This is a genomic window from Nocardioides panacisoli, assembly GCF_039537325.1.
GTDB lineage: Bacteria > Actinomycetota > Actinomycetes > Propionibacteriales > Nocardioidaceae > Nocardioides > Nocardioides panacisoli.
This window is the reverse complement of sequence record NZ_BAABAH010000001.1, coordinates 12,287-32,127: the sequence shown is the minus strand read 5'-3', so window position 1 is coordinate 32,127 and position 19,841 is coordinate 12,287. Positions and strand designations below refer to the sequence as shown.

Sequence of the window (19,841 nt, the reverse complement as noted above, 5' to 3'; positions counted from 1 at the left end):
CATGCCGAGCCGGGCTACCGGCTCGCCGCGCGGACCGAACGCTGGTCGCTGGTTCGGCCGCTGTCCACGACCAGCCAGGTCATCCAAGCCAGGCTGAACACCCACGACGCGATGATGAGGACCGAGTGCGTCGCGTTGAACCCCTGTTCCCCAGCGACCCAACCCTCGGCGAGGTACGCGAGTCCGGACAGGGCGACCAGGCAGGCAAGCGCCCGTGGCACAACGGATCCTGCTGCCACCATCGCCACCGCGAACGCGACTAGCGCCAGACCCATCGCGTACGCGTGGTAGCTGCTCATGCCCCACTCCAGCCAGCGCATCGACTCCGCGCTAGCGAACCGTGCGGACTTGTCCGCCCCGGATGCGGTCGCCCACGCGTGGTCGACCTGCTTGTTGCCGATGCCGTCGACGGCCTGCAGCACCCCATACAGAGCGAGAGAGACCACCGCGAGGGCCGCGCCGACCCGCGCTGCCCAGGCCCGGCCGGCCGTGAATGCCTCGAGGGCGGAGTGCAGCATCACGAGCCCGGCGACGATGACCGCGACGGTCGCGAATTGGAGGGCGTGGACGCCCTTCCAGTCGCGGCTGTGGGCGTACGCGGCGAAGATCGAATGGTGGTCGTTGGCGTCCCCGCCGGTGTGGAACTGGGTGATGAGGATGAAGAGCACCTGGCCGGCCAGGAGCAGAGTCGCCGCGAGACGGAGCGAGGTTTGCGCAACCGTTCCGCGGGTGGAGGTCGTGTCAGTTGTCATCGCGGGCTCTCCTTGCTGGCTTGTTGCTGACGTGTTGTCGATTGGGGTGGCGCTCGGGATCGAGGTCACAGGGTTGCTCGACGCGAGGAGGCCGCTCACGAGCGCGAATTCCGAAAGGTCGGCATCCACATCCGCGTGATGGCGGCGAGCTGCTCGCGGCTCGCGATCGGCGTCCGGCTGAAGTCGCCGGCGTAGTAGCCGTTGTGCGGGTGGTGGCGGGTCCCGGTGTAGGTGCCGGTCTCTTCTTCGATGATGTGCGACATCTGGCTCATCTCCTGGTCCTGGTCCGCTTGGCTGCTGCGGTGGTTGGGGTGATGCGGCCACGTTCCCGCGGAGGGGCACCTGGTCGGACCAGGCAAATCGCCGGGTCGATCGCCGGGATTGCCGGGTCGATCGCCGGGGCCGTCAGCCCAGGCGGCTGATCGGAGCCTCGATCCGGTGCAGCTCGATGTCGCCGGCGCGCTGGACCGCGAACTGGATGGCGGCGGTCCCAGCTGGAAACCGGTGTCCGGGTGGTTGGCCCAGTAGCCCAGGGGACGCGTCCCGGAACACGCTGCAGGCCATACTGGCCAGGTTGACCCTGCCGGCAACGTCGTCGCCCCGCCAGATGACCCACGGGTCCTGCTGTGCTGGCCGTCCTCGGCATTGGTCACCTTCGCTTCCACGGCGTTGCGTGCTTGGCCTCAACGAGGAACTCCGGCCGTCCCGGGGGCCAGGTGCTTACGGTCGATGGCCTACGCCGCGGAGCGCGGGGCATCGTCGATCGATAGGGCGGATCTCGTAGCCGGGGATGTAGCACGACGGCGGGACAGGCCGGTCGACATGGGGTCCTCGGCGGTCAACGCCAGGACAGGTGACGAAGCGGGGCGCTGGGTGCCGCGCTGGAGCGGGCGAGCCGGCGTCGGCGCGCGTCGTCGGCCTCGCGAAGCCGATGGTCGATGTGGAGGCGGACGATGTCAGCGTGCGCGGGGTAGGCGGTGTTCATGGTGAATCTCCGTGAGGGTTCGTGGTGTGCGTTGGAGTGCCATCGTCGGTCTCCCCAGATGGGGTCGCGCCGGCGATTTCACCGGGGTTCCGCCGGGTTATCGCCGGGTTTCCGCGGGCGCGGGCGGCGGGGTTTGGCTCACGCAGGGTCGAGAGCGAGCGCGGCGAGCTCCGTGCGCGAGCTGATGCCTAGCTTGGTGAACACGTTGCGCAGGTGGAAGTCGACGGTGCGGGGGCTGATGAACAGGCGTCCGGCGACGTCTTTGTTCGACAGCCCTTGTCGGACCAGTCCGGCGACCTGGGACTCCTGGGCGGTCAGCTCGGTCGCCACGAGGTCCGCACCACGGCGCGCTGTCTCGCCGGAGGCTCGCAGCTCCTGGCTGGCGCGTTCGGCCCAGAAACTCGCGCCGAGCGTCTCGAAGGTCTCCAGCGCCTCCCGTAGTGGGACGCGCGCGTCGGTGCGTCGCCGATTCCGACGCAAGAACTCGCCGAGCGCGAGCTGAGTGCGGGCTCGAGCGGGGAGCCGCGAAGACTTCGCGTGCCATTCAAGCGCCGTGCGAAAGTTCTCCTCGGCGTCACCCTCGCCGAGGATGGCCCGGCCATGGTGGACCGTGGCCCACGCCCAGCTCATGTCGGTGCCCTCGGCGAACGCCCGTATCTCGTCGAGCCATGCCTGAGCCAGGTCGCGCCGGTCCGCACGCACGGCGGTCTCGATCCGGTCCAGCGCCGTCAGTCCCCGAGCGATGGGCAGCTCGATCTGCTCGAGGTGGTGCAGCGCGGTCGCAGGCGTGATGTCGAGCTGCCGGGCTGCGGCCCATTGCGCGAACCCTGCGACCAAGCCGGAAATTGTGCCCCGAGGCGGGTGCTGCTCCATGGCGCGCTCCAGCTCCTGAAGGCGGGCCCGTGCCTGCGGATCACCACGCAGCGCAGCAATGACGGCCAGCTCGGCGAGTGGGAACGTCACGAGCTCGTCCAGACCGAGGTTTCGGTCCAGGAGCATGGCCTCCTCGGCGTACGACGTGGCCTGGGCCCATGCGCCGGTCGCGATTCGGAAGACGACGCCGCGAGTCAGCGCGTGCTCGACCATGTTGACGGCGCTGGCTTCGCGGGCGTGTTGAAGCTGAAGGTCGTGAAGCTGGGCGGCGCGGGTGTCGTCGCCCAGATGCATCGTCGCGATCGCAAGGTTGTGGTGCAGCATCGGCGATGCGTCAGGAGCGATAGGGGTCTCCCAGGCGCGGCGCAGCGAGATGGCGGCCTCAGCCCAGTCGTTGCGGCGGACGGCCGCGAACCCGTCGAGCAGCCATCCGGCGACCAGCTCCTCATTCGGGGCGTCAGGACCGGGTGGTGGGGCAACGGTGGTCGGATCGGGTGCGCCGACCGACCGGGCGCCGAACGAGGCGAGCGCAGCGGCAAGCATGGCCAAGACGCGAGCACGGGCCGGATCATGGGGGGCAGCGGTCGTCGCGGCCTCGCACACCAGCCGGTAGCCGTCGTCGAGCGACCCGGTGTTCCACTCGACCTGCCCCTGCAGCGCGATGAGGTCGGCCCGCAGCAGCGGGTCGGTGGCATCGAGGAGCGCGGCGCGGGCGAGGCGGTCGCTTTCGGCCGGGTGGCCTGCGGCCATGTTCGATCCCGCGGCGGCAAACAGCCGCTGGGCGCGCGCGTGCGCGTCGAGGGTGAGCTCTGCGGCGCGCGTCCACGCAGCGGCGGCGGCCTCGTGCCCACCGCGGCGGCGAGCGCGTTCGGCGGCGTCATCGAGAGCGGCGACGACCTCCTCGTCGGGCCCGTCGACCGACGCGGCCAAGTGCCATGCGCGGCGGTCCTCCTGCGGGGTGCCGACCAGCGCGTCCGCTAGCGCGCGGTGCGCTTGACGCCGCTTGGAGCTGGTGGCGGCACCGTAGATCGCGGACCGCACCAGCGGGTGCCGCAGCGCTAGGACGCCGTCGACCTCGGTGAGCAGACCCGACTCCTCCGCTGCGTCCATCGCGTCGGCCCCTGCGCCCAGGCTCTGCGCGGCGCGCGCGATGGTCGAGACACGGCCGGAGTCGTCGGCAGCCGCGACCAGCAGCAGTGTCTGCGCGGGCGCCGGAAGGCGGCGGTACCGGTCGAGGAACGTGCGCTCGACGCCCTCGGTCAGCGGAAGCCGGTCCGGAAGCCGTGCGCGACCAGACAGCTGCTCGGCGCTCAGGGCCCGCGTCAGCTCCAGCAGGCCGAGCGGGTTGCCGGCGGTGACGTCGAGCAACTCGGCGCGGACCGCAGGTGCGACGGCGGCGCCCAGCTGGTCGGCAATGAGCGCCTCGGCAGCGTCCGCGTCAACGCCGGACACGGTCAGCATGGACAGGTCGCGGGAGTCGAACGCTCCGACCTCGTCGTCGCGGACCGCAAACAGCAGCGCCACGGCCTCGCCCTCGAGGCGCCGAGCGGCGAACAGCAGCGCCGCGGACGATGCGTCGTCGAGCCAGTGCGCATCGTCGACAACCGCGACCACCGGCCGCTCACCCGCAACCTCGGAGAGCAGGTTCAACGTGGCGAGGAACACCAGATGCCGGTCGCTGACATCGTCGGTGGACTCACCGAACGCCGCCCGCAGCGAGCGCGCTTGCGGGTCAGGAAGCCGGTCGAGATGGTCGAGCACGGGGCGTAGGAGCCGGTGCAGGGCAGCGAACGGCAGCGGCGCCTCGGACTCCACACCGCGCGTGCGCAGCACGATCAGGTCGTCGGTCGCCGTCACCGCGTCCTCGAGGAGCACGGACTTGCCGACCCCGGGCTGGCCTCGCACCAGCAGCGCGGCACCGTGCCCGGCTCGGGCGCGGTCAAGGAGCTCGCGCAACTTCGCCTGTTCCAGGCCCCTACCCCGCAACACCCTCGACAGGGTAGCCACGGGTCGCGGCACGTGAGGGCTGATCACCGGCACGGTCACCAGATTGGCGAGAGCAGCCAGACCGGCTGGTCGGTTGGATGGCTGGCGAGCCGGGTGGGACCCACGTCTCGACTAGAGCGCAGTCCAGCGGCCTCAGGTATGGACGGGGCAGCCGACCCTGTCGAGGACAGCGACCACGTCCGCCCGGTCGACCGGCTCCCGTGCGCTCACCAGCAACGTCCGGGCGGCGGGATCGAGGACGCAGCGGCTGACGCCCGGGAGCTGCCCGACCTCGGCATGGACCGCGTCGGTGATGTGGGCGCAGACCGGCCCGTTGAGGGAGAACACGACCGAGCCGACGAACGTTCGTGGGGTGCTCCGCATCATCGAGGTCTCCGAGGGGGCTGAGGAGTGGTGTGCGGGGAGTCGCCTGGACCCGCGGTGAGTATGGGTCGGGTCCACGCCGTCACGTGGGTGTCCGTGGAGCCAGCGCGGTACGGCCTGGGCGGCTCGGCCGGTCGGTAGCCGAGTGCGGTCCAGAACGGCTCCGCCTCGGCGGCGTTGGTGCCGACGATTGCGGCGCGCAGGGTCGTTACCTCGGACCACCCAGCTAGCTCCGCGAGCAGCAGGTCGTGGGCACGCCGGCCGACGCCTTGCCGCTGGCGAGACGGGTGGACCTGGAGCAGGCCGATGTGGGCGGTCGCACGGTCGGGCCAGCCGCGCAGGACGTCGATGACTGCGGCCAGACCGCCTTGGTCGAACGCTCCAAGCACGACCTTCTGGTCGGGGTTCAGGCCCGGGGGCCGGCCGGAAAGAAGATCGGCTGCGCCGCCGGGTTCTGGCGGCGCGCCGGTCACGCGTAGGGCGTAGCGGCGGTCGGCCTTGAGCAGGTCCTGGAGGGCCGGCAGGTCGCCGAGGGTCAGCGGTCGCAGTCGTAAGGCGTCAGTCATGACCACACTCCTTCTACGTGACGAGCGAGCAGGCCGCAGGCGGACGAGGGATTCATCGTGCGACAACCTCAGCAGGCTGAAGGGGCGGCCGGCCGCTGGCGTGGACGACGAACGGGGCGGTGACCACGGTGCCGTCGCCGAGCTGGAACTGTGCCCAGAGTCGGTAGCTGCCGGGCCGGTCGAAGCGGACGTGCAGGTCCAGGTCGGGCCCGAACGTCGTCCCGGGCAGCGCGAACACCGGGCGACCCTGGTCGTCGAAGGTCTCGGCGTGCTGGTGGGCGAAGCTCGACCCGTCGGCCCGCATGACGACCACGTGCCCGGCGGCGCCGAGGTACGGCTGGAGATCTTCGACCGGGCGGCCGGTGGTGTCGGTGAACCGCAGCGCGAAGTCGCTGGTCTCACCGACGTGGGCGTCGCCGTCCAGGACGATGCGTATGCCGTCGCCGGTCCAGGTGCGCGCGTCGGTCGAGGGGATCGGCGCCGGCTGCGGGGCCGTGCCGGCCACCGTGACCTCGTGGGCGTCCAGAACGTCGGCCATCTGGCCCTGGCGGCGGAATTCGGTGTGCACGGCGTACGTCCCGGAGGTCGGGAAGCTCGCGGTGACCGCGTAGGTGCCGGGAACCTCGGTCGGTTCAGGGTGGACGTGGGCGAACGTGCCGAGGTCGGTGCGGGTGATGATCATGTGCATCCACACCTGGTGGGTGCGGACCAGGTCGTCGACCAGCGCGCCCGTTTCGGCGTCGCGGACGGTGACGGTGAGCATGGTGGGCTCGCCGGGCTCGATGTCGGCAGGCACCTGCAGCGCCACGTTCAGGTCGGCGTCGTGCGGGCTGACCGGCGGCACGTCGGTCTCCTCCATAGTGCTCATCAGCGGGCGCATGGGCATGCCCATGCCCTCGGACCACGCCAAGGCCCCGTTCATGCCGCGCTCGGCCTGGTCGGTCCGCGACAGCCAGGTGAACCCCGCACCGAGCGACAGGGCGACCACCGCGATCGCGGCCAGGTAGGACCAGCGGCCGACCTGATCGAGCAGGGTCGGACGGGACCCCGCCTTGGCGGGATCGAAGCGGCGCAGCCGCAGCGCGTTGGTGACGACGCTGACTGAGCTCATCGCCATCGCGGCGCTGGCCAGCACGGGGTCCAGGAGAAGCCCGTCCCACCAGTACAGGACCCCGGCGGCGACCGGGATCAGCAGGACGTTGTAGCCGAACGCCCACGTCAAACCCTGTTTGATGGTGGTCACGGTCTCGCGGGACAGGGCGATCGCGGTGACAATGCCGCGCAGGTCACCGCCGACCAGGGTGATGTCGGAAGCGGCGATGGCGACGTCGGTGCCGGTGCCGATGGCGACCCCCAGGTCGGCACGCGCCAGGGCCGGAGCGTCGTTGATTCCGTCGCCCACCATGGCGACGACGTGGCCGGCGGCCTGGAGGTCGGCGACTCGGTCGGCCTTGTCTGCGGGCAGGACCTCCGCCAGGACGTGGTCGACGCCGACCTGCGCGGCGACCGCGCGGGCGGTGGCGGCGTTGTCGCCAGTCACCATCCAGACCTCGAGGCCGAGGGCGTGCAGTGCCGCGATAGCGTCGGCGGACGTGGGCTTGATCGGGTCCGCGACCTCTACCAGCCCGGCGGCCGTGCCGTCGACCGCGACGTACATCGGCGTGCGAGCCTGCTCGGCCGACCGACGGGCGGCGTCGGTCAGGGCGCTGACGTCGACACGGTGGCGGGCCATCAGCGCTGCGTTGCCGACCAGGAGGTAGCGCCCGCCGACCTTGGCGTTGATCCCGTGCCCGGCGATGGCTTCGAAGTCGGTGGCGGACGGCAAGGTCAGGCCACGGGTGCGGGCGGCTGCGACGATTGCTTCGCCGACGGGGTGCTCGCTGCCGACCTCTGCGGCCGCGACGAAGGCGAGGAGTTCGTCTTCCGTCCGACTGGGCAGCGTCGTGACGCCGACGAGGTCCGGGCGGCCAGCGGTCATGGTGCCGGTCTTGTCGAGGATGACGGCGGTGACCCGGCGGGCGGTCTCCAGCGCCTGGCCGTCGCCGATGAGGATGCCGAGCTCGGCGGCCTTGCCGGTGCCGACCATGACCGCGGTCGGGGTGGCCAGGCCCAGCGCGCAGGGGCAGGCGATGATCAACACGGCGACCGCGGTGCCGATGGCCAGAACAAGTGCCTGGTCGTCTGGGCCGAAGAAGTACCAGCCGAGGAAGGTCACGAACGCGGTGAGCAGGACGGCGGGCACGAACCAGGCCGAGACCCGGTCGGCGAGGCGCTGCATCGGCGCCTGGGCGCCCTGGGCCTCCTCGACGAGGCGGATGATCTGGGCCAGGGTGCTGTCGGCGCCGGCGGCGGTGACCTTGATGACGAGGGTGCCGGTGCGGTTGATCGTGGCACCGATGACGGTGTCGCCTGTGGTCTTGGTGACCGGGACGCTCTCGCCGGTCAGCATCGACTCGTCCAGGGTCGAGGTGCCGTCGGCGACGACGCCGTCGACGGGCAGCTTCTCGCCGGGCCGGACCCGCACCAGGTCGTCGACGCGGACCTCGTCGACCGGGACGTCGACCTCGACCTCGCCGCGCACGACGCGTGCGGTGGTTGGTGCGAGCCCGACGAGGGCCTTGATGGAGCCCGCAGTGCGCTTCTTGGCCTTCAGCTCGAGCCAACGGCCCATCAAGACCAGCGCGACCACGATGAGCGCGGTCTCGAAGTACAGGTGCAGCGGCAGACCCCAGCGCTGGGCCGGGCCTGGCCACAGGGTGACGAAGGCGCTGTAGCCGTACGCGACGCCGGTGCCAAGCGCGACGAGGGTGTCCATGGTGGTGGCCTTGTTGCGGGTCGCGGTCCACGCGTGCCGGTAGATGTCGCCGCCGGCCCAGAACTGCACACCGGTGGCGATGACCAGCAGCAGCGGCATCAGCCAGTCCATCGTGTCCAGGTGCAGCGGTAGGTACATGACGCCCATGAGCGCGAGGCCGGTCACCAGGGCGATCCGCCAACGGCGGGCCAGGCGGGCGATCTCGTGGTCGCGGCGGGCGTCGAGATCGTCGGCCGGCGTACCGGCCTGGCGGTCGACAGCCCGGGCCGTGCCGACGGGGCCACCGGGGCCACCGGGGCCGGCGGGGGTGGTGGGTGCCGGCGTCCGGGTCGGCTTCGGGGTGGCCGTGTAGCCGACCCGGACAACGGCGGCGGTCAGATCGCTGACCGCGGCGAGCGACGGGTCGTGGGTGACGGTGGCCGTCTCGGTGGCGAGGTTGACCGAGGCCACGACCACCCCGTCGACGCGGTTCAGGGCCTTGGTGACCCGGCCGACGCAGGACGCGCAGGTCATGCCTCCGATGGAGAAGCTGGTCTCGACGTCGTCGATGTGGATGCCTGAGGCTGTCTGGTCCTGCTGGTCCTGGCCGCGCGACGGGGCCGGGGTCTGGGGGGTGGTCGTGGTCATCTCGGTCTCCGGGATGGTGCGTCGGTTCGTCGGATTGGGGTCAGAAGGCGAGCTCGTAGCCGGCCTCGTCGATGGCGGCGGTCATTTCGTCGTCGGTGACCGTGCGGGTGCTGGCGACGACGACGTCGCCGCTGGCCAGATCGACGGTCACGTTGGTGACGCCGTCGATGGCGCCGACCTCGCGCTCGACGGCGGAGACGCAGTGGCCGCAGGTCATGCCGACGACGCGGTAGGTCCGGCTGCTGTCGGCGGTGGCGGGGGTGGTGGACATGGGGTTCTCCTGTTCGTTGGTGAAGAGGTGCGGTTGGTGTTGAGCGGTGGTGCGCGTTGTTGCGGTGGACCCAGAGTCGGTTTCCCCGGCGCCGGGTCGCGCCGGGGAAACCGCCGGGATCAGTGCCCGTGCCCGTGGCCGTGACCGGCGGCCGCGGCGGCCCCGGGGTCGTGGGCGGGTAGCAGGGAGGTGGGCAGGAGGAGGGCTCCGAGGCCGATCGCGATGGCAAGGAACGCGTCCTGGGCTCCGTGGACGATGCCCGCCTGGGTGGTCAGGTCGCCGGCGATCGCGGTCAGGGCGGCGACGCCCAGGGCCGCGCCGATCTCGTGGCCGGTCATCAGCAGGCCCGACGCCATGCCGGACTGCTCCTGCGGTACGTCGCTCATCGCGGCGACCGAGATGGCGACGAACATCGGCCCGACGCCGAGGCCGAGGAGGGCGAACCCGGGAAGCACGTCGGTCAGGTAGCTGGAGCCGGAGCCGACGGTGGCGAGCACCAGGGCGCCGGCGGCGGCGATGACCAGGCCGATGAGGATGAGCCTCTTCGCGCCGAGGTGAGGCAGGGCCTTGGAAGCGATCGCGGCGCTGGCGGTGATGAATGCGGCCAGCGGCAGGAACTCCAGACCAGCGACGAGCGCGGACGCGCCGAGGACCTGCTGCAGGTACAGCGAGCTGAGGAAGATCGCACCTACCACAGCACCCGTCACCCCGGCCATCACGATCGAGGCGGAGACCAGGGACCGGATCCGCCAGGTGGTCGGCGGGACGATGGGGGCGGCGACCTTGCGCTCGTTGACCACGAACGCGGCGAGCAGGACGGCGGCGGCCGCGGCGGCGATGAGTGTCTGCGGGGCGGTCCAGCCGTGGCTGGTGGTCGACCCGACCGCGTACACCAGGGCGAGGAGGCCGGTGACCAGGGTCAGCGCGCCGGACACGTCGAGACGCTTGGCGCCGCGGGCGCCATGAGTGGTGGTGCCGGGCATCGCGCGGACCTTGGCCAGCACGCCGGCGAGAACCGCGGCGCCGACGGGCACGTTGATGAAGAAGACCGCGCGCCAGTCGAAGACGGTGGTCAGGATGCCGCCGAAGAGGACACCGGCGGCGATGCCCATGCTGGCGACCGTGCCCCACATGGCCAGGGCGGTCGCGCGCTGCCGGCCGGCGTAGCTGGTCATCACGATCGACATCGCCGCCGGGGTGAGCATGGCGGCGCCGGCGCCCTGGGCGCCGCGAGACAGGATCAGCATGAGCGCGGAGCCCGCGAGTCCGGAGCACAGCGAGCCGAGGGTGAACACGGCCAGTCCGGTCAGGAACATCCGGCGCCGGTCGAACAGGTCGGCCATCCGGCCGCCGAGCAGCAGGAACCCGCCGCTGAGCAGCACGTACGCGCTGACGGTCCACTGGTAGTCGCCGGAGGACAGCTGCAGGTCGGCGGCGATGCTGGGCAGGGCGACGTTCACGACGCTGACGTCGAGGACGACCATCACCTGGGCCGCGAGCATCAACGCCAGGACGGTCCACGGCCGCCGTGGTGCGCTCGACTCCTGACCGTGGTGCGGCGCCGTATTGCCAGCCGGGTCGTGGGCGGGGGGCGCGGGCGGTGTGTGGTGGAGCTCGGTGGACATCGGGTTCTCCTTCGGGCGGGTGGGGCCGGCGGACGGGTTGCCGGCGGTGTCCACGAGCGTCGTCGCGATCGGGCGTGTCTCGCGCTGGCGAAATCGCCGGGTTTCGGGCCGGTGATCGCCGGGGTCCGCCTGGTATCGGCATTCCGTGCCGCCGGACATCCTTGCCATCACAGTGGTCATCGCCCTGGTCATCGCCCTCGTCATCGACCGGTCGCGCTGGCCGTCCGGGCGGCGCGAACGACCTCGGTGACCGCGTCGGCGGACTCGCGGGCCGGGCCCACGTCCTCGAGGAGCCCGGCATGGGAGGCGTCGACGGTGCGGTGGGTGGAGTTCGTCGAGAGCGCGGCGAGTTGGTCCTGGGCCGCGGGCCAGCCGTCGGTCCCGTCCTGGCTCTCGCTTGCGGTCAGGACGGCGAGCGGCCTGCCGCCCAGGGTGGTCAGCGCCTGGGCCTGCTCGAACACCTCGGGGAGCATCGAGATCTCGTCCCGGCCACTGCGGGCGGCGCGGGCGCTCGCGCTGAGCTCGGCAACCTCTTCGGCTGCGGGGTCGGGCAGTCGGGCCGGCGACGCCGCCCAGAGCAGGCGACCGAGACCAAACCGGTCCAGCGTGGGGAGCACCGCGAGTCCTCGGCGCATCATCGCGTACTGGCCGGGGTAGGCGGGCAGGTCGAACTGGTGCGGACTGGAGCTGTCGAGCAGCACCATCCCGGCGACCTGGTCGGGGTACTGCGCCGCGTACGTGAGGGCGAACGTGCCGCCCGTGGAGTGTCCGGTCAGGACGTACGGGCCGTGCTCGCCGGCCGCTTGAAGCAGCGCGTGCAGGTCGGCAGCGACCTCCACGCCATCCTGCAGGTGGTTCGCGCTCTCGCTCCATCCCTGGCCGGCGCGGTCGTAGGCGCAGACGCGGGTGTGGGATGCGACCTGGTCGACGATGCGGACCCAGGACGCGGTGACCTCGCCGAGCCCGTTGAACAGCACCACGGTTGGGCTGCCGTGTCCCCGGCAGTCGAGGTACATCTGGTGCCCGTCGACGTCGTACAGCGTGCCCGGCGCCACGGATGCGGGCTGCTCGCGGACCACCGCGACGTCCTCGTAGGCACCACCGATGGAGATGACCGCGAGGACCGCCGCGACGCCAGTGAGCATCCAACGGCCACGTCGGGGCACGGTGCGGCGGGCCTGATCCCAGATGTAGCCCGCGAGCGCCACGGTCGCGACCGGCCAGACCCAGCCCATCGCGCGCATCGCGGCGTCCTCTGGCGTGAAGGCGAGGAGCGCCGCGCCGGTGGCCGCCATGGCCACGGCCGGAACGGCAGTCCACCGCAGCGACCGATCGGTGAACCGGGCGGTCAACCACCCCAGGAGCGCCCATCCGAACCCGAACGCGACCAGGAACGACCCGGTGATGGTGCTCTCCGCGGCGCCCGGGAACACGACCAGGACGAGGACAGCCGCCGCGACCAGTCCGGCCACCAGGGAGGCGGCGACGAGGCGCGCGACCGGCCCCGACGCTCGAGCTCGGTCGTGCTCGGCGGTGTCATCCTGCTGATCGCCCCGAAGGCCGTTGGTCTGGGTGTGGGTGTCCATGAGGGTCTCGCTCTCGCTGTGCCGGGGGTGGGTGGTCGTCACTGCCGAGCGTGGTCGGGTGTGGCGTTGCTTGCGACGGCAGAATGGCCGGGCTTGTGCGTTGGCCACTCGGTCCAGAAGTCCCCGGCGTAGCCGTTGTGCGAGTGATGCCAGCGACCCGTGTAGGTGCCGGACTCTGCGTCGATGACGATCTGCGAGGCGGACATGAGGATCACTTCCCTTGGTTTCGCCTGGCGAGAGCCTCGGCGGCTGGTCTGATGGCGAGAGCCTCGACCGGGGGACTGGCCCGCGCCTGTCCGCCGGCTGTCCAGCGCTGTCCCGCTGTCCGGGCCCGCTGTCCGGTCCCGCGGGCTGTCCAGACCTGGCGACGGAGGGTCGCAGCCCGTGTCACCGCCACTGCGCAGTTCTTGATCGCGGACAGCGGCGGGACAGCGCTCCACCGGATCGTGTCCTCGGATGCACCCGACAGAGAGCGAGCACCCGATGCTTGAGCTGACCCTCTACGTCGCCGGCATGGCCTGCCGACGCTGCGTCCGAGAGGTCACCGCGCGGCTCCGCGACGTCCCCGGCGTGCAGACCGTCGCCGCGGACGCCGCCACGTCGCAGATCAGGTTGAGCGGCACGATGACCTACCTCGACGTGGCCCGCGCCCTCGAAGGGACCACCTACCGCCCCGAGCTCGTGCACGAGAGCGCCAACGAGAACGCGCGGGAGAACAGGTGAGGGACAGCGGCCGGACAGGACGTCTGGTGACGCTCGTGCCCACCCCGCAGCGCAGCCGCCCGGCTGGCTGCGTCACCACAGAAGGGCACACACCATGTCTTCCGCTACGACTTCCACCTCACCGGGTGTGACGGGTCGGGACAGCCGACGTTGGCTGGCTCTCGGACTCATCGCCGCAGCCCAGTTCATGGTCATCATGGACACCTCGATCATCGGCGTCGCGTTGCCCGAGATGCAGCACGACCTCGACTTCACCCCAGAAGGCCTGAGCTGGGTCTTCAACGCCTACGTCGTCGCCTTCGGCGGCCTGCTGCTGCTCGGTGGACGGCTGTCCGACCTGTTCGGCGCCCGACGGATCTTCGCCACCGGCTGGGCCATTTTGACCGCTGGCTCACTGGCTGCTGGACTGGCGAACAACGTGCCGGTCGAGCTGGTCGGCCGCGCGCTGCAGGGCGCCGGGTCCGCGCTGATCGCTCCGGCCGCTCTCACCCTGCTGTTCACCATCTTCGGGGGCACCCCGAAGGAGCTCACCAGGGCACTCGCGTTGTACGGCGCCGCGGCGCCCGCTGGCGGCACCGCCGGCGTCTTCCTCGGAGGTCTACTGACTCAGTACGCCTCGTGGCCGTGGGTGTTCTTCATCAACCTGCCGCTGGCCGCCGTCGTCCTCGCCGTGACCCCATCGGTTATGCCGACCGGCACGACCCGGCGTGGCTCACTCGACCTAGCCGGTGCCGTCACGGTCACCGCGGGACTGGCCGCAATCGTTTTCGCGATCGTCCGCGCCCCACAGCAAGGCTGGACCTCAACCGGCACCCTGATCGCCGGCCTGGGCGGCATCGCCCTGCTCGGTCTGTTTGCGGCCGGCCAGGCGCGACGGGAGCAGCCGCTGGTGCGGTTGGCCATCTTCAAGACGCCGAACCTGGCCGGCGCCAACGCCGCACAGTTCTTCCTCGGCGCCGCCTGGATCCCGATGTTCTTCTTCGTCAACCTGTACCTGCAGCAGGTCCTCGGCCTGGGCGCGTTCGCCAGCGGTGCTGCGCTGCTGCCGCTGACGTTGACGATCATGGTCGGGATGGTCTCGGTCGCACCCCGACTCATCGCCCGGTTCGGACCCAAGACCATGACCGTCGCCGGGCTGGCCACGCTCGCCGGCGGCCTCGTCTGGCTCTCGTTCCTCCGCCCGACCGGAACGTTCTGGGTCGACGTCCTGCCGGCAACGCTCGTCACGGCCGCCGGTATGGCGATGGCGTTCATCCCCTCTCTCGGGCTGGCGCTCTCCTCCGTCCCTCCCCAGGAGGCGGGCCTGGCCGCAGGGATCGTCAACACCAACTACCAGATCGGATCGGCCATCGGCCTGGCCGCGATGACCGCAGTCGCAGCCGCGGCGGGAGCACCCGGGGTGTCCGGCCTCACCGACGGGTTCTCCGCGGGCTTCCTCGGTGCCGCAAGCATCGCCGCCGTCGGCGCGCTTATCGCCGTCCTGTGTCTGCGCACCCCGCAGGCTGCGGCGTCCGACCAGACCGCGGGCGAATCCGTTGCCGGGTGACGGAACCTGGCACCGCGAACACCCACCGCCACGCACTGACCAGCCACACACGGGACGGAGAGCCCGATGCCCTCACAGGTGAACCTGTTCGGCGACCAGGTGCAGCAGCCGCAACTCTGGGAAGGCGAATCCGCGGACAGCGTTTCGCTCCACCCAACCCCAGAAGGAGCTACAGCGCCTCCTGCTGGATCGGCGGGGTCAGTTTGCCGACAGGGGTGCCTGACCCATACCGCCGACCGTCCAGGAGTCCTGGTGATGAGGACGGGGGCGGCCCAGCCGCTCCCGGACCTGGTCGGCTTCCTGCTGGAGCTGCCGGGATCGGTCGGTGTGGTGGCTCCAGGTGCGTGCGAGCCCTTCGAGGGAGGAGGCGATGAGCCCCGGTTCGCCGGACAGTCGGCCCAGGGCGTGCGCGGCCTCGTAGAGCTCGCGCGCGCCCGGGGTGTCACCGCCGACTTCGACGCATCGTCCATGGGCCAGCAGCGCCCAGCCCTCCCAGACCGGGGTCCGCAAGGCCGCGAACCCGTCGCGGCAGCGGACCAGGCGCTGCTCGGCCTGAGCCAGGTCGCCGCCCTCGAGGGCGAGCAGGCCGTGGCCGTAGTCGGCCAGGACCGTGCCAGCCCCGTCGCCAACGTGCCTGGACGCGGCATCGGCGCGGTCGAAAAGGTCGCGAGCCGTCTCGCGTCGACCGAGGTTCAGGTGAGCGAGCGCGAGGTCGGCCAGCGCCCACTGCACGGTGTTGAAAACACCGGCCGCGGCGGCGACGTCGATCGCCTCCTCGAGCTCGTGCGCCCCGTCTTCGTCGCGACCGAACTCCCGCAACCCCCACCCGAGGTGGTACAAGATCGCCGACAAGCCCCAGAAGTCCTCGAGTTGCCGGAACCGCGCTGCGGCAGCGCGACCGACGCGGACCGCATCCTCGAGATGCCCGGTCTTCAGGGCGGTCTCCATGCGGACGAAGCCGACCACCCCCAGGCCCCACTCGTCCCCGTCGCCGCGGAACTGCTCCTCGGCTTCAGCGAGCAACTCCTCCGACCGGTCCGGGTCGGCGCCGGTGACGCCCTCGACGGCCAGCAGCACCTTCGACAATGCGGCCCGAGGGTGATCCTCCCGGGCCTTGAAGATCTTCAGGCTCTGCTCGGCTGTCTCGGCGCACAGCGGACTGGGATGAACAAGGCAGGCGCGGGGGCGCTCGACGATGGACACCGCCTGGAGCGCGCGGGCGCGGGCGTTGTCGCTGCCGCCGAGCGCCAGGACCCGTTGCAGAACATCGCGGCCCTCCATGTGGCGACCCAGGTGCCAGAACAGGGCCAGCGATCCCGCCATCTCCAGGGCGTCGTCCGGGTCGCCCTGCGGGCCGCTGAGCCAGGTGAGCGCAGCGCGCACGTTCGGCTGCTCGCGGCGCAACCACCTCAGCGCCTCACGTTGCCCGTGGCCGCGCAGTTCCAGTTCAGCAGCGACAACCTGATCGCGGAAGTACCGCGCGTGCCGGGCCGACACCGTGGCCTGGTTACCGGCCTCGCGGAGCCGTTCGGCGGCGTACTGCCTCAGGGTCTCCAGCATCCGGTACCGCGTCGGCGAGCCTGGTTCGACCACGACCATCGAGCGCTTCACGAGACGAGCGACGACTCCCAGGACCAACCCGTCCGAGGCGCCACCTGCTGGGTCAGCGCCGGCGGAGTCGTCGGCGACGATGGCTTCGGCCGCGGGCATGGTCCACCCCGCCTGGAACACCGACAGCCGGTTGAACAGCTGTTGCTCGTCCTCGCTGAGCAGGGCGTAGCTCCAGTCGACGGTGGCGCGCAGGGTCTGCTGTCTCGCCTCAGCGGTACGCGACCCGGAGGTCAGCAGCACGAAGCGGTGGTCGACTCGGTCGCAGATCCGGTCGGCGATCTCGCCAGGCGTCATCGCCTCTGCCCGGGCCGCCGCGAGCTCCACGGCCAGCGGGATGCCGTCCAGTGCCCTGGTGATGCGGCCGATGGCGAGCAGGTTCGGCTCGTCGAACACAGTCCCGGGACGCGCCGCTCGGCAGCGCTCGGCGAACAGCTGGGCGGCCGGGTAATTGAGGATGTCGCCGGGATGAGTGTCCTCGGGCGGCGTTTCGAGGGGGCCTATGTTGACCTGGACCTCGTCGGGCACCGCGAGCGCCTCGCGGCTGGTGGCCAGCACGGTCACGCCGACGCACCGACCCAACATGTCGTCGACGAGACTGGCGACGGGGTCGACGACGTGCTCGCAGTTGTCCAGCACCAGCAGCAGGTTGCGGTTGGCGAGGTAGCTGTACAGGCGCTCGCGGATGTCGCGTTCGGCGCCGGCGCCGTCCATCGGCATTCCGAGAGCGTCCGCAACGGCGACCGGCACTTGGTCGGCAGTCTCGACGGACGCCAGCCGCACGCCGAAGACTCCACCCGGGAACTCCGAGCGCGCGTACACGGCGACGGTCAGGGCAAGCGACGTCTTCCCGCCTCCTCCCGGCCCGACCAGCGACAGCAGCCGCACGCCACCGAGAAGCTCGCCGAGCTGTTGCAGCGTCTCGTCGCGGCCGATGAGGGGCCGCACGACCGTTGGCAAGTTCGTCGGTCCGAGCGCGGGAGCACCATCAGCAGCACTAGTGGCAGTTGGCGTGGCAACGGGCGCCGCGGAACTGGCGGCAGCGGGTGCGGCGGTTCCGCGTTCCCGCGAGCGCCTTTGGCCCAGGACCGGGGCCCGGACATGGACAGCCGCCTCCGGCTGGGTGCCCAGGGCCTCGTCTTGTCGCAGCACGCGCTCGTGCAGCGACCGCAGGACCACCGACGGCTCGAGACCGAGCTCCTCGTCCAAGAGGGCCCGGGTGCGGGCGTAGGCATCCAAGGCATCTGCTTGGCGGCCGCCTCGGTACAGGGCAACCATCAGCAGGCCCGTGAGCGACTCGAGGGTCGGATCATGGGCGACGACCGGCTCGAGGTCTTGAATGACCTCCAGATGCCTGCCCAGAGCGAGGGCGGCCTGCGCTCGCTCGGTCAATACGGCCAGGCGCAGCTCGTTGAGGCGTGCGGCCTCGGTGCTAGCCCACGGCTCCCCCACGAAGTCGGCCAGCGGTTCGCCCCGCCACATCGCCAGCGCCGAGTCATAACCGTCGAGCTGGTTCTCGAGCGCATCCGGGTCGCCGGTCGACTCGGCGGCCGCCGCGCGGAGCGCCCGGACCCGGGCGGCGAAGTCGACGGCATCCACCGCCGAGGCGTCGATGTCGGCGCGGTAGCCGACCCCCTCACGCGTGACCAGGTCGGGCGCGCCGTGCGCCCTGAGGGTCCGGCGGAGCTTCGAAACCCGGATCTGCAACGCGTTCATCGGGTCGACCGGCAGGTCCGACTCCGCCCAGAGACGATCGATCAGCAGGGAGGCCGGCAGCGTTCGGCCAGGCGACAGCACCAGCTGCGCAAGCAGGGCTCGTTCCGCGGCGCCCGGAACCGGCAGCATCGCGTCGCCACGGGCAATCTCCATCGGCCCGAGCAGACGGAAGCGCAGGTCGTCCACGAATTCCTCCGGGCGCTTGGCCAAGTCTCCCGCCCATCGTGCCTGAACTCCGACGCCCGCGCTGACAAAGGGAGGCGGGATCACCCATCGAGGGATCGGGCCAGGTCGGCTCCTCCCAGACCGCCCGGGCCGCGGGAGGCACGGCCCGGCGAATTCACCGGCGCGAACATCCCTCCCGATTCATAACGTCACCTCACCGGCCCGACAGCACTCTCAACAGCACCAGAGCGGCACGAGTGCAGCACCCGTCGCGCCCACCATCCGTCCCAAACCGAAGGATCAACGCCGATGTCCACTCAAACCGCCCACCCCGACACGATCCGGACGGCCCCGCTCCGCGACGATGCCCTCGACGTCCTCGTCATCGGCGCCGGTCAGGCCGGCCTCGCGGTCGCTTACCACCTGCGCCAAGCCGGTCTCCGGTTCCTGGTCGTCGACGGCGCCGCCGAGGTCGGTTCGGCCTGGCGGAGCCGGTGGGACTCCCTGACGCTGTTCACCCCGGCGCAGTACGACGCCCTGCCCGGCATGGCGTTCCCCGCCCGCGCTGACACGTACCCGACGGCCACCGATGTCGCCGACTATTTGGAGGCCTACGCCCTCCGGTTCGACCTGCCCATCGTCCTCAACACGCGTGTCACGCGCCTTCGCCGCGACGGAGGCCGGTACCTCGTCGACACCAGTGAGGGCCCGCAGCACGCCAGGCAGGTCGTCGTCGCCACCGGCCCGTTCCAGACCCCGGTGGTCCCGGCCATCAGCGCCGACCTCGGCGACGGCGTCCGGCAGCTGCACAGCGCTGAGTACCGAAACCCGGCCCAGATTGGGGCCGGTCCGGTCGTGGTGGTTGGTGCCGGCAACTCCGGACGCCAGATCGCCCTCGAGCTTGCCGCGACACACCAGGTGATCCTCGCTGTCGGCTCTGAGCCGATGCAGCTCCCGCAGCGCATCTTGGGCCGCGACCTGTTTTGGTGGCTGTCGAAGTCCGGGCTCCTGTCTAAGGCCGCCGACTCCCGAGTTGCGCGTCGCATGCGCGCTCGGGGTGACCTAGTCATCGGCACCCCCCTGGTCGAGCTTCGCAACGCCGGAGTCGAGATCCGTCCCGGTCTGACCGCGGCGCACCGCAACGGGCTCACCTTCGCCGACCAGACCCATTGCCAGCTAGCAACGGTCATCTGGGCAACCGGGTACAGGTCCGACTACTCCTGGATCGACGTCCCCGGATCCGTTGCAGACCACGAAGGCCGCCACACGGTCGAGCACGACCGCGGCATGACCACGGTTCCGGGGCTGACGTTCATCGGGCTGCCGTGGCAGCACACGCGCGGGTCGGCGCTCCTCGGTTTCGTCAAGGACGACGCCAAGTGGGTGGCCGAGCGTGTCATCGCTGCGGCGGCCGTCCCGCGTGCGTAGGCCAGGCAACCGCGGACAAACCCGGCGATCTTCCCGGCGCGAGCCGGGAGCCCACGGCGAGACGGTGAGCACACCTCGCACTCCCAGCCCGACGACCTAGGTGGAGCAATGACCATCGCGACCAAGCCCGAGACCACCCGCCCCATTCCAATGGCCGCCATGGCGACGACCGCTCCGTCGAACCG

At 71.1% G+C, this 19,841-nt stretch carries 14 protein-coding genes; 4 read left to right on the top strand and 10 right to left on the bottom strand.

Annotated elements, in window-relative coordinates:
* Positions 1-14: 14 nt before the first annotated feature.
* The 5 genes from ABD709_RS00110 to ABD709_RS21410 all read right to left on the bottom strand — a co-directional run bounded on the left by ABD709_RS00110 (position 15) and on the right by ABD709_RS21410 (position 5,330).
* Positions 15-752, bottom strand: a complete 738-nt coding sequence (locus ABD709_RS00110) for a hypothetical protein (protein WP_344771723.1) — start codon at positions 750-752, stop codon at positions 15-17.
* 95 nt (positions 753-847) lie between these two features.
* Positions 848-1,024, bottom strand: a complete 177-nt coding sequence (locus tag ABD709_RS00105; RefSeq protein WP_344771722.1) for a hypothetical protein — start codon at positions 1,022-1,024, stop codon at positions 848-850.
* Positions 1,025-1,875: 851 nt separating this feature from the next.
* Positions 1,876-4,650, bottom strand: a complete 2,775-nt coding sequence (locus ABD709_RS00100; protein WP_344771721.1) for a helix-turn-helix transcriptional regulator — start codon at positions 4,648-4,650, stop codon at positions 1,876-1,878.
* A 99-nt stretch (positions 4,651-4,749) separates the two neighbouring features.
* Complete coding sequence (locus ABD709_RS00095) at positions 4,750-4,983, bottom strand: hypothetical protein (RefSeq protein WP_344771720.1); 234 nt, start codon at positions 4,981-4,983, stop codon at positions 4,750-4,752.
* Entirely contained in the window at positions 4,980-5,330 is a 351-nt protein-coding gene (locus tag ABD709_RS21410; protein WP_425575009.1) for a GNAT family N-acetyltransferase, read from the bottom strand. The genes ABD709_RS00095 and ABD709_RS21410 overlap by 4 nt, the downstream gene beginning before the upstream one ends.
* Here ABD709_RS21410 and ABD709_RS00090 point away from each other — a divergent pair.
* On the top strand, positions 5,229-5,459 hold the full coding sequence (locus ABD709_RS00090) for a hypothetical protein (protein ID WP_344771719.1): 231 nt from the start codon (positions 5,229-5,231) through the stop codon (positions 5,457-5,459). The genes ABD709_RS21410 and ABD709_RS00090 overlap by 102 nt on opposite strands.
* A gap of 139 nt (positions 5,460-5,598) precedes the next feature.
* On the opposite strand, the gene ABD709_RS00085 is transcribed toward ABD709_RS00090, so the two are convergent.
* The 4 genes from ABD709_RS00085 to ABD709_RS00070 all read right to left on the bottom strand — a co-directional run bounded on the left by ABD709_RS00085 (position 5,599) and on the right by ABD709_RS00070 (position 12,512).
* Complete coding sequence (locus ABD709_RS00085) at positions 5,599-8,988, bottom strand: heavy metal translocating P-type ATPase (protein WP_344771718.1); 3,390 nt, start codon at positions 8,986-8,988, stop codon at positions 5,599-5,601.
* Positions 8,989-9,028: 40 nt separating this feature from the next.
* Positions 9,029-9,259, bottom strand: coding sequence for a copper ion binding protein (locus tag ABD709_RS00080; RefSeq protein ID WP_344771717.1), 231 nt, complete (start codon positions 9,257-9,259; stop codon positions 9,029-9,031).
* A 119-nt stretch (positions 9,260-9,378) separates the two neighbouring features.
* Positions 9,379-10,884 carry an MFS transporter gene (locus ABD709_RS00075; protein WP_344771716.1) on the bottom strand — a complete coding sequence of 502 codons (1,506 nt, stop codon included), beginning with the start codon at positions 10,882-10,884 and terminating at the stop codon, positions 9,379-9,381.
* A gap of 200 nt (positions 10,885-11,084) precedes the next feature.
* Entirely contained in the window at positions 11,085-12,512 is a 1,428-nt protein-coding gene (locus ABD709_RS00070) for an alpha/beta fold hydrolase (RefSeq protein WP_344771715.1), read from the bottom strand.
* Between the two features lie 441 nt (positions 12,513-12,953).
* On the opposite strand from ABD709_RS00070, the gene ABD709_RS00065 reads away from it, so the two are divergent.
* Together ABD709_RS00065 and ABD709_RS00060 are read left to right on the top strand one after the other, a co-directional pair.
* Positions 12,954-13,193 (top strand): heavy-metal-associated domain-containing protein, encoded by a 240-nt coding sequence (locus tag ABD709_RS00065; protein ID WP_344771714.1) that lies wholly within the window; start codon positions 12,954-12,956, stop codon positions 13,191-13,193.
* A 94-nt stretch (positions 13,194-13,287) separates the two neighbouring features.
* The gene (locus ABD709_RS00060) at positions 13,288-14,739 is read left to right on the top strand and encodes an MFS transporter (protein WP_344771713.1); all 1,452 of its coding nucleotides are present in this window, start codon (positions 13,288-13,290) and stop codon (positions 14,737-14,739) included.
* Positions 14,740-14,937: 198 nt separating this feature from the next.
* Here the strand turns inward: ABD709_RS00060 and ABD709_RS00055 are convergent, their stop codons facing one another.
* Positions 14,938-18,249, bottom strand: a complete 3,312-nt coding sequence (locus ABD709_RS00055; RefSeq protein WP_344771712.1) for an AfsR/SARP family transcriptional regulator — start codon at positions 18,247-18,249, stop codon at positions 14,938-14,940.
* A gap of 288 nt (positions 18,250-18,537) precedes the next feature.
* On the opposite strand from ABD709_RS00055, the gene ABD709_RS00050 reads away from it, so the two are divergent.
* Positions 18,538-19,656, top strand: coding sequence for a flavin-containing monooxygenase (locus tag ABD709_RS00050; protein WP_344771711.1), 1,119 nt, complete (start codon positions 18,538-18,540; stop codon positions 19,654-19,656).
* Positions 19,657-19,841: the final 185 nt, after the last annotated feature.

What these genes read in the sequence shown, in the direction of transcription:
- ABD709_RS00095 (WP_344771720.1), bottom strand. Translation starts at nt 4,983, where the DNA reads ATGATGCGGAGCACCCCACGAACGTTCGTCGGCTCGGTCGTGTTCTCC.
- ABD709_RS00110 (WP_344771723.1), bottom strand. Translation starts at nt 752, where the DNA reads ATGACAACTGACACGACCTCCACCCGCGGAACGGTTGCGCAAACCTCG.
- ABD709_RS00085 (WP_344771718.1), bottom strand. Translation starts at nt 8,988, where the DNA reads ATGACCACGACCACCCCCCAGACCCCGGCCCCGTCGCGCGGCCAGGAC.
- ABD709_RS00050 (WP_344771711.1), top strand. Translation starts at nt 18,538, where the DNA reads ATGTCCACTCAAACCGCCCACCCCGACACGATCCGGACGGCCCCGCTC.
- ABD709_RS00075 (WP_344771716.1), bottom strand. Translation starts at nt 10,884, where the DNA reads ATGTCCACCGAGCTCCACCACACACCGCCCGCGCCCCCCGCCCACGAC.
- ABD709_RS00080 (WP_344771717.1), bottom strand. Translation starts at nt 9,259, where the DNA reads ATGTCCACCACCCCCGCCACCGCCGACAGCAGCCGGACCTACCGCGTC.
- ABD709_RS00065 (WP_344771714.1), top strand. Translation starts at nt 12,954, where the DNA reads ATGCTTGAGCTGACCCTCTACGTCGCCGGCATGGCCTGCCGACGCTGC.
- ABD709_RS00060 (WP_344771713.1), top strand. Translation starts at nt 13,288, where the DNA reads ATGTCTTCCGCTACGACTTCCACCTCACCGGGTGTGACGGGTCGGGAC.
- ABD709_RS00105 (WP_344771722.1), bottom strand. Translation starts at nt 1,024, where the DNA reads ATGAGCCAGATGTCGCACATCATCGAAGAAGAGACCGGCACCTACACC.